General features: G+C 65.4%; 14 protein-coding genes. 6 read left to right on the plus strand and 8 right to left on the minus strand.

Annotated elements, in window-relative coordinates; genetic code table 11:
* The first annotated feature begins 69 nt into the window (after positions 1-69).
* Positions 70-660: a metal-dependent hydrolase gene (locus I7X12_RS00730; protein WP_198061985.1), complete on the plus strand. Its 591-nt coding sequence runs from the start codon at positions 70-72 to the stop codon at positions 658-660.
* A 39-nt stretch (positions 661-699) separates the two neighbouring features.
* On the opposite strand, the gene I7X12_RS00735 is transcribed toward I7X12_RS00730, so the two are convergent.
* Complete coding sequence (locus I7X12_RS00735) at positions 700-1,569, minus strand: CheF family chemotaxis protein (protein WP_198061986.1); 870 nt, start codon at positions 1,567-1,569, stop codon at positions 700-702.
* A 266-nt stretch (positions 1,570-1,835) separates the two neighbouring features.
* Between I7X12_RS00735 and I7X12_RS00740 the strand changes: the two genes are divergently transcribed.
* Genes I7X12_RS00740 through I7X12_RS00750 form a run of 3 tightly spaced genes read left to right on the plus strand, consistent with a single transcriptional unit; the run spans position 1,836 to position 4,587 of the window.
* On the plus strand, positions 1,836-3,248 hold the full coding sequence (locus tag I7X12_RS00740) for a sugar transferase (RefSeq protein ID WP_198061987.1): 1,413 nt from the start codon (positions 1,836-1,838) through the stop codon (positions 3,246-3,248).
* 44 nt (positions 3,249-3,292) lie between these two features.
* Entirely contained in the window at positions 3,293-4,420 is a 1,128-nt protein-coding gene (locus tag I7X12_RS00745; protein ID WP_198061988.1) for a glycosyltransferase, read from the plus strand.
* Positions 4,417-4,587 (plus strand): hypothetical protein, encoded by a 171-nt coding sequence (locus I7X12_RS00750; protein WP_198061989.1) that lies wholly within the window; start codon positions 4,417-4,419, stop codon positions 4,585-4,587. The genes I7X12_RS00745 and I7X12_RS00750 overlap by 4 nt, the downstream gene beginning before the upstream one ends.
* A gap of 11 nt (positions 4,588-4,598) precedes the next feature.
* Here I7X12_RS00750 and I7X12_RS00755 read toward each other — a convergent pair whose 3' ends face one another.
* From I7X12_RS00755 to I7X12_RS00765, 3 genes are all read right to left on the minus strand, one after another.
* Positions 4,599-5,561, minus strand: a complete 963-nt coding sequence (locus I7X12_RS00755) for an NAD-dependent epimerase/dehydratase family protein (protein ID WP_198061990.1) — start codon at positions 5,559-5,561, stop codon at positions 4,599-4,601.
* A 157-nt stretch (positions 5,562-5,718) separates the two neighbouring features.
* Positions 5,719-6,693, minus strand: coding sequence for an NAD-dependent epimerase/dehydratase family protein (locus I7X12_RS00760; protein ID WP_198061991.1), 975 nt, complete (start codon positions 6,691-6,693; stop codon positions 5,719-5,721).
* Positions 6,694-6,696: 3 nt separating this feature from the next.
* On the minus strand, positions 6,697-7,881 hold the full coding sequence (locus tag I7X12_RS00765; RefSeq protein WP_198061992.1) for an NAD-dependent epimerase/dehydratase family protein: 1,185 nt from the start codon (positions 7,879-7,881) through the stop codon (positions 6,697-6,699).
* Positions 7,882-8,003: 122 nt separating this feature from the next.
* Here I7X12_RS00765 and I7X12_RS00770 point away from each other — a divergent pair, with 122 nt between their 5' ends.
* The gene (locus tag I7X12_RS00770; protein ID WP_198061993.1) at positions 8,004-9,206 is read left to right on the plus strand and encodes a hypothetical protein; all 1,203 of its coding nucleotides are present in this window, start codon (positions 8,004-8,006) and stop codon (positions 9,204-9,206) included.
* Here the strand turns inward: I7X12_RS00770 and I7X12_RS00775 are convergent.
* Positions 9,194-10,432, minus strand: a complete 1,239-nt coding sequence (locus I7X12_RS00775) for a hypothetical protein (RefSeq protein WP_198061994.1) — start codon at positions 10,430-10,432, stop codon at positions 9,194-9,196. The genes I7X12_RS00770 and I7X12_RS00775 overlap by 13 nt on opposite strands.
* A 54-nt stretch (positions 10,433-10,486) precedes the next feature.
* On the opposite strand from I7X12_RS00775, the gene I7X12_RS00780 reads away from it, so the two are divergent.
* Positions 10,487-11,584 carry a glycosyltransferase gene (locus I7X12_RS00780; RefSeq protein WP_198063751.1) on the plus strand — a complete coding sequence of 366 codons (1,098 nt, stop codon included), beginning with the start codon at positions 10,487-10,489 and terminating at the stop codon, positions 11,582-11,584.
* Between the two features lie 34 nt (positions 11,585-11,618).
* Here I7X12_RS00780 and asnB read toward each other — a convergent pair whose 3' ends face one another.
* Genes asnB through I7X12_RS00795 form a run of 3 tightly spaced genes read right to left on the minus strand, consistent with a single transcriptional unit; the run spans position 11,619 to position 15,349 of the window.
* Positions 11,619-13,490, minus strand: a complete 1,872-nt coding sequence (gene asnB, locus I7X12_RS00785; protein WP_198061995.1) for an asparagine synthase (glutamine-hydrolyzing) — start codon at positions 13,488-13,490, stop codon at positions 11,619-11,621.
* Positions 13,491-13,529: 39 nt separating this feature from the next.
* Positions 13,530-14,639: a glycosyltransferase family 4 protein gene (locus I7X12_RS00790; RefSeq protein WP_198061996.1), complete on the minus strand. Its 1,110-nt coding sequence runs from the start codon at positions 14,637-14,639 to the stop codon at positions 13,530-13,532.
* Positions 14,636-15,349 (minus strand): class I SAM-dependent methyltransferase, encoded by a 714-nt coding sequence (locus I7X12_RS00795; protein WP_198061997.1) that lies wholly within the window; start codon positions 15,347-15,349, stop codon positions 14,636-14,638. The genes I7X12_RS00790 and I7X12_RS00795 overlap by 4 nt, the downstream gene beginning before the upstream one ends.
* Positions 15,350-15,401: the final 52 nt, after the last annotated feature.

A 15,401-nucleotide genomic window follows, 5' to 3' on the forward strand; every position in this document is an offset into this window, starting at 1 on the left:
TCGACGCCGCCATCGACGACAGCTCGCGACGGACCCGGACCGCCGACCGGCCGTCGACGGGACGCTGAGATGTGGCCCTGGGAGCACCTCTCGGTCGGGTACCTGTTGTACTCCGTCGTGACGCGGACGCTGTACCGCCGACCACCGGGCGACCTCGGTACCGTCGCCGTCGTCCTCGGGACGCAGTTCCCGGACCTGGTCGACAAACCCGGCGGCTGGGTGTTCGGCGTCCTCCCCAGCGGGACTTCAGTCGCGCACTCGGCGTTCGTCGCCGTCCCGGTGAGCCTCCTCGTCGTCGCGGTCGCCCGCCGGCGCGGCGCCCCCGAACCCGGTGTCGCGTTCGCCGTCGGATACCTCACTCACCTGGCGGGGGACGTGTTCTTCTCCGTGCTCATCGGCGGGGGGCCGGCGTTCGGCGCCGTCCTCTGGCCCCTCGGTGAGGAACCCGCCGGCGGAACCGTCTCCGTCCTCGCGCTCGTCTCGCGGCTGTTGGCCCGCTGGGTCGAGTACCTGGCCAGCCCCGCCGGCATCGGCTACGTCCTCTTCGAGGTCGGGCTGTTGGCGGTCGCGGTCGCGGTCTGGGTCCGCGACGGGACGCCGGGGCCCGGTGCGCTCGGCCGCGCCCGGCGGCTCTGGGAACGGCGGACCGAACGGGGGTAGTGAATCGGCGGAGGGGCTGATCCGGGCCGACGGCGACTGTCACTGCTCGCTCATCGCTTCGCTCGCGAGGTTCCGCCCGTGGGCGTTGAGCGACACCTCGGTGCGCACGCGGACTTCGTCGACGGCGTCCATCTCCAGCAGCTTCCCGTAGATCTCCTCGACCTCCTCGACACTGATGCCGACGAAGTCGCTCATCTCGAAGGGTGAAACGCCCGAGTACAGGGCCATCAACACCTGGTTCTCGGTCTCGGTGAGTTCGTACTCCTCGCTTCCACGGTCGGAGACGACGGCCTCGAACAGGTGGGTCAGCGCGCGGCAGTGGGCGTCGGTGCCCGAGAAGTGCGTCTCGACGCTGCGGCCCTCCTCGTCGGTGTGTTCGAGCTGGACGACCCGGCGCTGGGCGCCCATGACGCCCTGGCTGGCCGTCTCGACGGTGCCCACGTCCGCCACCGGGAACGAGGTGCTGCCCCCGCCGGGCAGGGCGAGCCTGACGGTGTCGTCGGCGAAGCGAAAGCGGGCCTTCGACCACTCGGTGTCCTGGACGACGCCGCCGACGACCGCCGGATGTTTGACGAGGATGACCTCGGCGTCCAGCGCCGCCCGACAGTACTCTCGGTCGAAGGCCTCGACGTCGGGGGCGTCGACGAGGAGCGCGTGGTTGCCGGCCCGGAGTGCGGTTGCGCCGTCGGCGGGGAATCCCTCGGGGACGACGCTCTCGGAGTCGTCGACGAGTTCGACGGCGTCGTGGGGGAACGACTGGTTGCCGTCGGCGTCGACGAACACCAGCCGCTCGCTGGTGAGGACGACCCGCGAGGAGCGCCAGCGCGGCTCCGCGACGGTCTCGCCGTCCCTGACGACGAACGCGTAATCGCCCGACGTGTCCAGAAGTTTCGCTTCGTCCCCGCTCATGGCGCGACTGTACGGTGGTTGTGGCTCCGACGTATATAACTTCCACTGGGTGCGACGGCCGACGCCGACCGAGCGAACGGTCACTCCCTCCGTGGGACGAGACCGGCCGGACCGTGCCGGACTACGACCGGTGAATCGACGAACTCGTGGGTCTCTGAGCGCTCTCCACCCATTCGGGCCGGCCTCGGTCCGGGAGCTGGGGACGGTGTGCTCCGGGGAGAGTCGCGACACAGCGTTTATATCGGTTTGTTCGAGAATACAGGACGATGAACTCGCGGTGGCAGTATCGCGTCGCGAGCGTCGGGGCGACGCTGGTCCTGACGCTCGGTGCGCTCGCCGTCGCGAACCACCCGTTGGTCCAGGACCTGTTCGCGCTGGTCCCCTACTTCGGGCGGCCGGCGCCGGCGGTCCTCGCCGGCCCGAAACGCACCGTCGCGGTCCTGACGACCGTCGGTGTCGTGGCCGGTGCGATGTGGCCCGTGTTCAAACCCCGTCCGCGGCGGATCCTCGACACGATCCTCCTGACCCAGAAGCGGGTCCTGCTGGCGATGGTCGGCCTCGCCGCGCTGGGCTACTACAACTACACCTACAGGCTCCCGCGGTCGACGCTGATGATCGTGACGGGCCTGCTGTTCGTCGGCCTCCCGGTGGCGATGGTGGCGATCCGACGGCGGCCGTCGGGCAGCGAGCGGGCCGTCGTCGTCGGTGACGACCCCGAGACGATGGCGGACGTGCTGGCGACGACGGACCTCGACGTAGTCGGCTACGTCTCGCCGCTGGCCGGTCGAGGCGGCCGTTCGAGTGACGCCGGGGCCGGCCACACCGACGGCGGCGTCGTCGTCGGAGCGGAACCGCTCGCGGACCTGGAGTGTCTGGGCGGACTCGCGCGACTCGAAGAGGTGCTGGTCGCCTACGATATCGATACGGCGGTGCTGGCGTTCGGTGACGCCGACCGCGTGTCGTTTTTCGGCACGCTCGACAGTTGCTACGAGCACGGCGTCGTCGCGAAGGCTCACCGCGACCACGCCGACAACGTGCTCACCGAACGCGCCCCGGACGAGACGCTCGTCGACATCGACCTGGAACCCTGGGACACCCAGGACTACATCGTCAAGCGGGTCTTCGACGTGGCCTTCGCCGCCACGGGCCTCCTCGCGCTCTCGCCGGTCATCGCCGGCATCGCGGTGGCGATCAGACTCGACAGTCGGGGCCCGATTCTCTACAGCCAGGAGCGGACCGCGGAGTTCGGCGGTACCTTCCGGATCTACAAGTTCCGGAGCATGTTCCCCGATAGCGAGGACGTCACGCCGGTCGACGACGACGACAACGACGCGATCACTCGCGTCGGTCGGTTCCTGCGGACGACCCATCTCGACGAGATCCCACAGCTGTGGACGATTCTCGTCGGGCGGATGAGCGTCGTCGGTCCGCGGGCGGTCTGGACCGACGAGGAGAGGTACCTGGAGGAGACCACCGACCGCTGGCGCAAGCGCTGGTTCGTCAAACCCGGACTCACCGGGTTCGCCCAGATCAGCGGCGCCTCCAGCACCGACCCGGAGACGAAGCTCCGCTACGACTTGGAGTACATCCGCCGCCAGTCGTTCTGGCTGGACGTCCGCATCGTCATCCGACAGTGCTGGATGGTCCTGACCGACCTCGTCTCCGTCCTCCGCGACTGATCGAACAGTACACCTAACATCGACGGGGTGGAGGTGAGAGACGAATGCGTATCCTCCGGGCCGCACAGAAGGTCTATCCCGACGTCAAGGGGGGTGGCCCCTACCACGTCCACGCGATGAGCCGCGACCAGGCCGCGATGGGGCACGACGTGACGGTGCTGACGGTCGACGCCGACGAGGGAGGAGACGAAGCCGAGACCGAAGATCGCCCACACGTCGAGGAGCGCGAGGGGTACACGGTCGTCCGCTATCCCGCGACGGCCGAACCGCTCGGCAACGCTGTCTCTGCCGGCGTCGCGCAGTTCCTCCGCCGTGCCGGCGAGTACGACGTGGTCCACGCTCACTCGCACCTCTACTTCTCGACCAATCTGGCGGCGATCGCCCGTCGGCTGTCGGAGACGCCGCTGGCGGTCACGAACCACGGCCTGTACTCCCAGACCGCGCCGAAGTGGGTCTTCGACGGCTATCTCCGGACCGTCGGTCGGTGGACGTTCGACAGCGCGGACGTGGCCTTTTGTTACACCGACGAGGACCGGGATCGGCTCCGTGAACTCGGAGTTTCGGTACCGGTCGCCGTCGTCTCCAACGGGATCGATACGGATCGATTCACTCCGTGCGGACCGGAAGACGAACGCGTCACCGGCGATCCAGCGGTCCTCTTCGTCGGTCGACTGGTCGAGGGCAAGCGCCCGTCGGACGCGCTCGCGGCGTTCGAACGGCTCCGAGAGCGAGCGCCGGACGCCGGGCTCACGGTCTGTGGCGACGGGCCGCTTCGAGAGAGACTGGAGCGGTCGGTCCGCGAGCGGGGTCTGGACGAGGCGGTGGAGTTCCTCGGTCACGTCGCCTACGAGGAGATGCCGGCGGTCTACCGGGCGGCGGACGCGCTCGTGCTGTCCAGCGAGGCCGAGGGGCTACCGCGGACGGTGTTGGAAGCGATGGCGACCGACGTGCCCGTCGTCACCAGCGCGCTCGACCAGCTCACCGGCGTCGTCGACGGCGGCGGTGAGACGGTCCCAGTCGGCGACATTACCGGGTTCGCGGACGCGTTGGAGACGGTGACCGCGGAATCCGGTGCGTACGCGCCACGTGCGGTCGTCGAAGGCGAATACGACTGGGCGACGACCGTCGAGCGAACGACCGAACGGTGCCGAGCGATCGCGGAGGACGGATGAAGCCGTCCGGTCGTGCGGTCGCGGTGCTCTGCGGGCTCTGGCTCACCGTTAGCGTCGTCGCGACGCTGTGGTCGCGGCCGGAGGAAGCGTTCGCGTTCGGGAGTTTCTGTGTCGCGGTTGCCGCGATCGTCCCGCTGGCCTGGCGCGTGACGGATCCGAACGAGTAGGGAGACGGTAACTACGCGCGAAACAGCTCGTGAATACTGTCTTCGACCGAATTCTCGACCGACCATCCTAACTCCTCGCGAGCGCGAGTCGTATCCACCTCGAACTCGCTGACGAGCGTCTCGTCGCGCGGGTTCTCCAGCAGTTCGATATCCGGTTCGAAGTCGATCTCCTCGGCGGCGATATCCCGGACGATCTCGGCGACGGTCGTGATACCGGGGTCCTCGTCGCTGGCGATCTCGTACTTCTCGACGCCCGTCTCGCCGGCGTCGAGCTGGTCGACCAGCCGCTCGGCGCTGCGGACGTACGCGTGGGCCACGTCCACGACGTGGACGTAGTTGCGCGCCTGGTCGCCGGGCTCGTAGACGGTCAGGTTCTCACCGTCCTTCGCGCGGCCGACGAAGAAGTTGATGACCGTGCCCTTGGAGACGGTCTGGCCGTCGATCTGGTGTTCACCGTACAGATTCGACTTGAGGAACAGGTGCGCGGGGAACTCGCCCTCGGCGAAGGTCTCGATGGCGCGCTCGCTGAGCAGCTTCGTCCGGCCGTACCAGTTCATCGGGTCGCGCGGGTGGTCGGCGGTGATCGGGAAGTCGACGGGGTCGCCCAGCACCGCCATCGAGTAGGGGAAGACGAGCGCCGCGCCGGTCTTCCGACAGAACCACGCGACGTTGTTCGTCCCCTGAACGTTGACCTCGTAGGCCAGGTCCCGGTTCTCCTCGCAGTCGTCGACGCCCGAGACCGCCGCGAGGTGCATCACGATATCCGCTCCGTCCAGCGCCTCTTCCAGCCGGTCGCGGTCGCGCACGTCGACGTGCTCGACGCTCACGTCCCCTATCTCCCGTACGTCACCGAGGTAGAAGTTGTCGAGTGCGGTGATCTCCCAGTCGGGGTGGGCCTGCTGGAGTTCGGAAACGACGCGACTGCCGATGAATCCCGCCGCGCCAGTGACGGCGACGGTACGTTGGTCTGTCATAGTTCGTGTGTCCTGTCTATCGAGTGATATCGGTCGTCGGTTGCTGTTCGGCGGGCGATACGCGTAGTATTACGTCGGATCGAAACCGACGTAATATCCGTTACGCTGGAACGAAGCGGCGTACCGCGAAGGGCTGTTCCGGTGGGGACGCGGGCGGTCATCGATCGGAGTCGACCGTACCGACGGCCGAGCGCGCGTTCACGTCCGAATCGCGGAACCGCCCAGCCAGATCGCGGACGCCCTCGCGGAGGGTGTGTTCGGTCTCGAAGCCCGTCCCGCCCAGCCGGTCGAAGTTGACGTGATACGAGGGGCCTGGGTGTTCGTCTTCGAGGTAGGTGATGTCGACGGGGCCAACCTCGTCGCGGACGACCTCGGCGATCTCCTCGATCCGGTAGTTCCCGTCGTTCGAGCCGACGTTGTACACCAGCTCGTCCCACGCGTCAGGCTCGCGGACGGCCGCCTCGTACGCTCGCGCGGCGTCGTCGACGTGGACGAACGGGCGCCAGTTCGAGCCGTCGCCGTAGACGGTGAGCGGCCGTCCCGTCACTGCGCGGAAGACGAAGTGATTCACCACGAGGTTGAACCGGACCGCCGGCGAGTAGCCGAAGTTCGTGGCCATCCGCAGGGCGGTGCCGGTCATGTCGTACTCCTCGCAGTACTCTGCCAGCAGGTCTTCCGACTGGTACTTCGTCTCGGCGTAGGGGTTGATCGGGTCGGGGTCGACGGACTCGTCGATGTCCGTGCTCGTCGCGCGGCCGTAGATGTTACACGAGGAGGCGAAGACGACGTGGTCGACGCCGAGCTTGCCCGCGGCGGTCAGGACGTTCTCGGTGCCGTCGTAGTTGACGGCGAAGGTCTCCTCGCGGCGGTCGTGGGTGCTCGCCGCGCCCGTGATGGCGGCGAGGTGGACCACTCGATCGACGTCGCGCATCGCGCTCTCGACGTCGCCGTACTCGCGCACGTCGCCCCGGCGGAAGTCCAGCCCGTCGTCGAAACAGCCGAACAAGGCGCGGGGCGACCCGGAGACGAGGCTGTCCAGGACGACCACGCGGTCGACGTCGTCGTCGGCCTGCAGCTTCGGGACGAGGTGGCTGCCGATGTAGCCACACCCGCCGGTGACGAGCACGTCCACGGCTTACTCCTCTGCGTCCCAGTCGTCGAGGACGCCCGGGAGGAAGCGGTCCTCGTGGGCCGCGATGGTGTCGGCCTGCTCGGTGAGCGACTCGAACACGTCACGGATGCCGCTCTCGAAGTCCTGGGCCTGCTCGCCGATGAGGTCAGCGTAGCGGTCGTCCTCGATCTCCATCTTGTGGGTCTCGTCCTCGTCGCGCGGGTTCTCGAAGTGCTCGACCGCGACGTCGAGGTCGAACTCCGAGCCGACGCCCGCGATGGTCTCGGCGATCTCGACGATGGAGATCGCGCGGGTGACCTGGTTGTACACCGTCAGATCGTCCGGGCGCTCCTCGTGGTCCTGCAAGGCGAGGTTCGCCAGACCCTCGACGGCGTCCTCCAGCGAGATGAACGGCTTGCGCTGCTCGCCCTTGCCGTAGACGGTGACCGGGTACCCCGCGACGGCCTGAGCGGCGAATCGGTGAGCCACGGTCCCGAAGTAGTAGTCGAAGTCGAAGCGGGTCTTGAGCGCGTCGTACTCGCGGGTCTCCTCGGTCTCGGTGCCGTACGTGATGGCCGTGCGCACGTCCGAGATCGGGATGTCGAACTGCTGGTGGGCCAGCCGCATGTTGGCGGCGTCGTGGCTCTTGGTGAGGTGGTACCACGAGCCCGCCATCGCCGGGAACGGCACCTCGTCGCGCTCGTCCTGGTTCTCCATGGCCGCACCGCCCTCGGGGATCGGGAACTCGGGCGCACCGTAGACGCCAGTGGTGGTGGTCTCGATGAAGTGGGTGTCGGTGAGGTCGTGCTCTTCGAGGCCCCACAGCAGGTTCCGCGTGGACTGCATGTTGTTGTGCTGGGTGTAGTTGGCCCGCTCGCCGTTGATCTGCGAATACGGCGCGGAGGGCTGTGCGGCCGCGTGGACGACGACTTCCGGTTCGTGGACGGCCAGCAGCTCGTCGACGAACGACTTCTCGACGAGGTCGCCCTCGACGAAGGACATGTTGCCGATGCCGAAGACCTCCTCGGCCGCGTCGAGGCGCTGGTCGATGCCCGCGATGGGCGTCGCGCTCTTCGAGCCGACCTCCTCGACCCACTCGCGGCGGGCGAAGTTGTCGACGAGCAGCACGCGGTCGTCCGTCCGATTCGCGATGCGCAGGGCGGTCGGCCAGCCGATGTAGCCATCGGCGCCGGTGACGAGGATCGTCATTGAGTTACTCAGATTGTGAGTAACCTCGAAGCGTTATATGTTTTTTCATCGGACGGAGTAGAAAAGACACCAGGCTGTCGAGGAGAAATATTCATTGTGGAAGGAACGAGCGTAGGATTCGTATGTCGGACGGAGGGCCGATCGTTCCGAGTCGGCGGGTCAAATGGGGCGTCTTGCTGGTGTTTTGTGTTCCGCTGGTTGTTGTGGCGGTCCGTCTCGGATGGCGCCCGCTTGCCGCCTGGCAGTCGGCTGGGTTCGATCAATCCAGCGACCCCGACAATATCGTCCGCGCGGCGCTTCTGGTCGCCGACACTAGAAACATATACGCGACTGTCGATCCACCGCTACGGTATCTCCCCCTCGCAACGGTGTTCGCGATCGTTGATCCCACGGCCGGCACGGCTGCACGTATCACACAGATCTTCGCGACAGGCGCTAGCTTCGTCGCGCTCCCGCTGACGGTTGTGGGACTGTTTTGGCGCGTCGCCGACTGGCGGACCGGATTCCTCACTCTTCTCAGCTTCGGAGCCTGGCGTGCGCTTGGGATTACGGAGAACGCGTACTACGATGGATTCTGGCATTACGCGTTCGTGTTGCCGCTGGTCTTTCTCGTCCTCGTTTCGATTCACGAAACCATCCAGAGTCCATCGGGGCAGCGTCGTACGGAGACACTCGCTGCAGTTACAGGGATCGGTATCGGACTTATCGGGCTCCAGCAGTACGTGTTCGCTGGTTTCGTCGCTGCTACGGCAACCGTCGCGTTCCTTTCCAATCGATGCTACCGGGAACTGCTCGTCGTGGGTGTTGTAGGCGCACTGGCCGGGACGCCATTATTATTCGTCTCCCGCGAGGCCCGGACGTTCGTCGCAGACTCCGCCGTCAGTCGGCTCGGAATCGGTCAGTGGACCGTATCGACGGTCTTGGCCGGAGTCGGAGACGTATTCACGACATCGGCCTACCTCATGTTGTTCGCGGCCGTCGTCGCTACGGGTTGCTGGCTCGCGATCAGTCCCCGTCGGGTTTCCGAGACGCTCGTCGTCGAGAGTGCTCTTGCAGTGTTCGGAACAGTCGGTGTCGTGTGTACGCTACTGGTCGAACCACGATGGTTCGCACAGTTGGCGGCGTACGTGTTTCAGTACCTGTTTCTTGGAACCGTCGTCCAACAGTCGCTCGCGTTCGCGAAGGCAAATCGGTTCCCCTTGTGGGGACAGATCGCCGGCGCGTTCGAGAACCCATCGTCACCTCGACAATACGGTTTCTGGACACTCGTCTGGCTCGTGTTCACTCTGATAGTCTTGTTCGCGATTCCGTCTCAGGCTCCCTGACGGGCGCTCCCGATCTGCAGTCTAGCGATGGCTTCCACGAGGGGCTGCCACCGCTGTTCGATGACCGGTGCCGCGAGGACGACCAGCAGCACGACGAACGGGATCCGGTGGCGGACGGTCGTTCCGAAGTTCGCGTCGACGAGTCCGTACCCCATCGTACCCCCGACGAGCACCAGACCGAGGAGCGCACCGACGGGTGTCGACCAGTCGCGAGCGCGGAGCGAGCGCGCGGCGGCGACGGTCAGGAAGACCAGCAGCGGGAGCTCGAGGAGTGCTACGAGATCGAACACTCCGTCGACGTGGGTCGGGAACGGGGCATACAGGAAGTACATCGCACGGACGGGCGCAGCGAGAAACACGTCCACCCACGACTCGTACTGAAACGGCGTGAGATAGGCCGCGCCGCCCACACCCCGGACCCGAAGTTGGTAGTTCAGCGTGCCCAGGTCGTATCGGCGCGCGAACGGGACGACACCGATCAAACCCGTCGCGCCGACACCGGCGACCAGCGACGGAACCGACACTGTTCGGTCTGTGTACCGCTGTACGGCGAACACGACGATCCCGAGCAGGGCCCCCACGAAGACGAGTCCAGCCAGTTCTACCCGAATCAGTGCGAGGGCACCGACGACCGGAACGGCTGCGAGTCCGAGCAGGGGTCGGCCGGTCAGCGCTCGGGCACCTAGCGCGAGCGCCGTGACGAACAGCGCGAGCGCCAGCGTGTCACGCATCGGGATACTCAGGAACAGCACGGAGAGCGGGAGGAAGAGCACGAGCGTTCTGACGCCGTCGAGGTCGTCGAGCGTCGGGTACAGTGAGTGTGCGAGGGCGGCGACCGGGAGCGGGATCAGGACCGCGAGCAGCGAGTTGAACACTGCGACGACGAGCACGTCGGGTTGGAACACCGTGTAGAGTCCCGCCTGAACCCACCCGAAGGCGATTGTCGAGGTGCTCCCGTCGGGCTGCTGCCAGGCGAGCAGGGCCATCGCAGTCTCGTGGTAGGTGCCGATGTCCCAGTTGTAGGGGAGGTATTGGAGCGCAGCGACGCCGGCAGTGACGTGACCGACGAACGCGGCAGATGCCGTCGCAGTGTATACCCGGTTACCGACCGCTCGGCAGACCGCCGCCAACAACAGCGATGCCGCGACGAGCACAGCGAACACGCCCGGTGCTTCCCGGTCGAACAGTAAATAGGCCCGGCTCGAGGAAGCGGAGCCAGTAGACATAATATCGGAGGCGACAGAGGAGCCTTCGTGTCGAACGGATCCGCCGATGACCCCGTGACGGTCTGGTTCCTCATCGGGCGGCTCGATGTCGGCGGCGCCGAGCGAACGCTTCTCGACCTCGTCTCCGGGCTGGGCGAGCGGTTCGACCCGACGATCTGGACGATCGAGTCCGGCGGGCCGTTGGCCGACGAGGTGCCGTCGGACGTATCGGTCCGATCACTCGACGCCGGGTCGAAGTTCGACGCGCCCGCGGTGGCCAAGTTCGTCCGCACGCTCCGGCGTGAGCGGCCAGCTCTTCTCCAGTCGTTCCTGTTCTTCGACAACACGCTCGCCCGGTTGGCCGGACTCACCAGTCGGGAGACAGTCGTCATAACCGGCGTCCGGGCGGTCCCCAACGACCGGCCGCGCCACCGGATGCTCGTCGACCGACTGACGATGCCGCTATCGGACGCTGTGGTCTCGAACTCTGCTGCGGGCGCCGAGTGGGTCGTTGACCAGGGCGCGTCGGCCGCACGGGTTTCGGTAATCCGCAACGGCCGAGACACGAGTCGGTACGATCAGATGGCACCCGACAGCTACCGCGAACGACTCGGGATTCCGCCGGGACCTATCGTCGGGACTATCGGGCGGCTCATCGAACGGAAGGGCCACCACGACCTGCTCGACGCGTGGCCGACGATTCGGGCGACCCACGACGACGCACAGCTGGTCGTCGTCGGAGACGGCCCCGAACGGGAGGCCCTACACCGGCACGCCCAACGCGTCGGCTGCCGCGACTCCGTCCACTTCCTCGGCCGTCGGGACGACGTGCCTCTACTGTTGGATCTGTTCGATGTATTCGCGTTCCCGTCGCATTTCGAGGGGCTTCCCGGTGCGCTTCTCGAAGCGATGTGCGCCGGGCTCCCCATTGTCACGACGCCCGTCGACGGCTGTTCCGAGTTGGTCCTCGACGGCGAACACGGGACCCATGTCCCGGTGAGTGCCCCCGACGCGCTGGCGAACGCGATCGTCGAGTATCTCTCCGGTCCTGACATAGCGCGGACGCACGGGCGTGCAGCGAAACGGCGGGCGAACGCGGATTTCAGCCTCGAGGCGATGGTCGACGCGTTCGAGTCACTATACGATGAACTACTCGCTGAGGAGCGGACGTAACGATCGTTTTGAAGTCGACAAACTCTCGACGGACTCATAGGGGCGGGTCGATAAACTGGTCGAACCACTCTTCGAGGACGACCAGATCCCAGAGCCGAAACCCGTGGTCGGCGCCGTCGAGGTGGTCCTCGAACAGACGGGATATCCCCGGGCCGTCGAACCGGTCGCGGCGACCGAGGCTATCGAGCCGGTCGCGAGCGAAACCACGGAGTTCGGTCCGGAACCACTCGTCGACTGGGACGCTGAAGCCCTGTTTGTCTCGGGACGTGACCGACGAAGGGAGCGTGTCGGCGAAGGCTCGTTTCAGGATCAGTTTCCCGGACGACCGCCGACGCTTCTGTGCGGCTGGGATCCGTGCGGCGAACTCGACGAGTTCGTGGTCGAGAAACGGTGACCGGACCTCTAGCGAGTGGGCCATGCTCGCCCGGTCGACTTTCACGAGCAGGTCGTCCGGCAGGTACGTCTGGAAGTCGACATGCAACAGTCGATCGAGTCGAGTCGGCCCGTCCGCGGCGGTGAACGCCTGGTCAAGATGGGCAAGTTCGTCCTGAACGGGTTCGTCTCGCTGCCCATGGCCGTCCCAGACCGCCGCCACCTCTTCGCCCAAGCCGTGGCAGATGAACGTCGCATACCGGCCGGTCGGGTCGCGGCTGGCCGTTTCGAGCAGCGTCTTCGGATACCTGATGGCCGGGTGGTGCTCGAATTGTGACGGGGTCGTATCAAGGGCGCCGACGCCAACTCTTCGAGCGGGCGACGGGAGCTGCGAGAGCCACCCAGCGATCTGGTCCCACCAGTAGCGGTCGTACCCCGCGAAGTTCTCGTCGCCGGCGTCACCACCGAGGACGACAGTCACGTCGTCGCTCGCTGCCTGCGAAACGTAGTAGGTCGGGAGTGCCGACGGGTCACCGAACGGCATCTCGTACTCGGCGACTAACTGGGGGAGCACCCCCGCCGCGTCGGGCGTGGCGGTGTATTCGTGATGGTCCGTCCCGTACGCTTCCGAGACGGTCCGGGCATGCGAGAGCTCGTCGTACGCCGCCTCGTCGAACCCGACAGAATACGTCTTCACGGGATCGTCGGCGATATCCGACATCAGCGCGGTCACGATGGACGAGTCGACGCCACCCGAAAGGAACACGCCCAGCGGCACGTCACTGCGCATCCGGAGACGCGTCACCTCCCGGAGTTTCGACCGGAGTCGATCGGCGAGTCGATCCGGTGAAGCCGACGACTGCTCGGTGAACGACAGTGACCAGTACTGCTCGCGCGTGATCCCGTCGGCGTTGACGACGGCATACTCCGCCGGGCGCAACTGCTCGATCCCTTCAAATCCGGTGGCGGGGTGGGGGACGTACTGGTAGGTGAGGAACTGTCGGATCGCGTCATAGTCCGGTTCGACCGGGACGCTCTCGTCGGAGGTTATCGCACCGATCGTCGACCCAAACCAGGTCGTGTCGCCCTCGGTACTGAGATACAGCGGCTTCTGTCCGAGCCGGTCCCGCGCCAGGAACAATCGTTCGCGTTCCTCGTCGTAAATCCCGAACGCGAACATCCCGCGGAGGTACTGGAGACAGTCGGTCCCATACTCCTCGTAGAGGTGGAGGAGGACCTCGGTATCTGTCTCCGACTGGAACCGGTAGTCGTCGACGCGCTCACGGAGCTCTCGGTAGTTGTAGATCTCGCCGTTGAAAACGATGTGGACGGTGTCGTCGGTGTTCGCCATCGGCTGGCGACCGGCTGGGGAGGGATCGAGGATTGCGAGGCGACAGTGGGCCAAGACGGCTGGTCCGTTCGCGTAGATCCCGGAGGCGTCGGGGCCTCGGTGGGTCATCCGATCGGTCATGCGTTCGGCAACGGCCGTGTCAGGTCGGTCCGAGAACGACACTTTTCCGCCGATACCGCACATTATCCATCTCAAACAGTATCGTAGTCCTAACGTTGTCGATCAGTCGAGGCCATCTAACACCGCTGCGTAGTTCGACACCAGCGTTTCGACAGTATACTCGGTCTCAAAGGCCGCGCGGCACTGCTCGGTGACGGCCGCTCTAAAGTCCTCGTCGACGACGATCCGTCTCACTTGTTCGGCAAGCTTCTCCATCGATCCGTCGGCAAAGCCAGTCCACTCGACATCGATGTCGATGAACCGGCTGGGATCAACATCAAGGCTTGCGACTGCAGTTTCGGCACGCCAGGCCTCCAAAAACGTGTTCGGGAATCCCTCGACCGCCGCGGTGTTCACGTATGCGAGCGCCCGATCGTAGTAGTCGTGTATCTCTCCGGGTGGGACCGTGCCGACGTACTTTAGATTCGGAGTGTCCTCGATGCGTGCCGTCAGTCGCTGTCTGTAAGCATCAGGCGCCTCCCAAGGTCCGATCATCGTAAACTGAATTTCAGGACATGCGGACGCGAGGTCGACGAACAAATGCGGACGCTTCTCGTCGGGTTCCAGCCGCCCGACCCAGAGAACGAACTCCCGCTTCGATTGAGCCATGACCTCTTCGGCTGCAGGGTAGCCGTTCGGGACAACAATTGACGTGGTACCATACTCCTCAGCGACGACACGTTGCTGGCGGTTCGTCTGCGCGATAATGGCGTCCGCATGAGTGAGCGCAGCCCGGTAGAGTCGTCCGAACGGACCGCTAACGTACCGCTCGGGGGTCTCGATGTGACCGTCGCTCGCAACGTGATAAACCCATTTCCCGCCTAATAATCGCGCCAGTGCCCGGACAACGCTGGCGAGCCGCGGGTTCCCACGGGAAACATAAATATCCGCATCGGCAGCCCGCATCGCCGCCGCCAGCCGTCGGAGCTGTCCGGCCTGCTCTATCGGGTTTGCCACAGTTTCCGGTGTGTACGCCCGGTGGAGGGTCACGCCGTCGTGGACGACGCGTGACGGCTGTCCATAGTCACCTACTATCATGTGGACATCGTATCTCTCGGCCAGTTCCCGACTCAAGAGGTAGAACTGGCGCTGTGCACCGCCGCCAGCTATCTCCGGGTCGTCGACGAAGTAGCCGTACGCCGACAGTGAGACGAAACAGAGCCGCGTACTCATCGCTTACACCCGCGGCTCGGCTCACGACACTCGTACGCCGCGTGCGGATACAATAACTCGAACAGCCACCCGGCTGGCGGGAACCGAGTGAGTAGCGTAATCAGGAGCAGGAGCTTCGCAAACACCTTCGTCCCTTTCCCCAGTGTGTAGACTAGGTCGTCGACATCTCCAAGGAAGATCGGTCGGTACGCCACTTTCTGACGGGGCGTCACGTACTCGACCGATTCGAAGTGCGCGTGCACTGCTCGGCGTGCAATAACCGGCGACAGGTTATAGACGTAGTCTCTGTAGTAGCGTTCTTGATCCGAGTCGAGGAGAGACTGTGCGAGACGGAGACCGAGCGGCCGCGGCAGAAGCGAGTAGTACCCGGGCGGGCTGTGTGGCCGGTCCGGAAACAACCGGTTCGGTAAGTCGAGGAAGGCCGCGCCCTCCGGTTTCAGCACGCGGCTAATCTCGGCGACGAACGCCCTAGTCTGTGGGATGTATTCGAACACCTGGCAACAGGAGACGTAGTCGAACGTGTCCGCCTGGAACGGGAGCGGGAACCCGTCGGCCCGGACGTACGCCAGTCCCTTGTGTATAGGCTGGAGTTCGATGTTGACCGCGACGACGTTCGCGTCTATGTGGGCGGCTTTGTTTCCGTGTTTACTCCCAGGGTCGAAAACTCGATCGTCCGGGACAACTCGGGAGTCGATATCCCGTCGTAGCATTTTATTCCACATATTACCGTATCAGTAATTGTATATTCTGCCCAAATTACAT

The sequence above is a fragment of the Halosimplex litoreum genome, from assembly GCF_016065055.1.
Taxonomy (GTDB): Archaea; Halobacteriota; Halobacteria; order Halobacteriales; family Haloarculaceae; genus Halosimplex; species Halosimplex litoreum.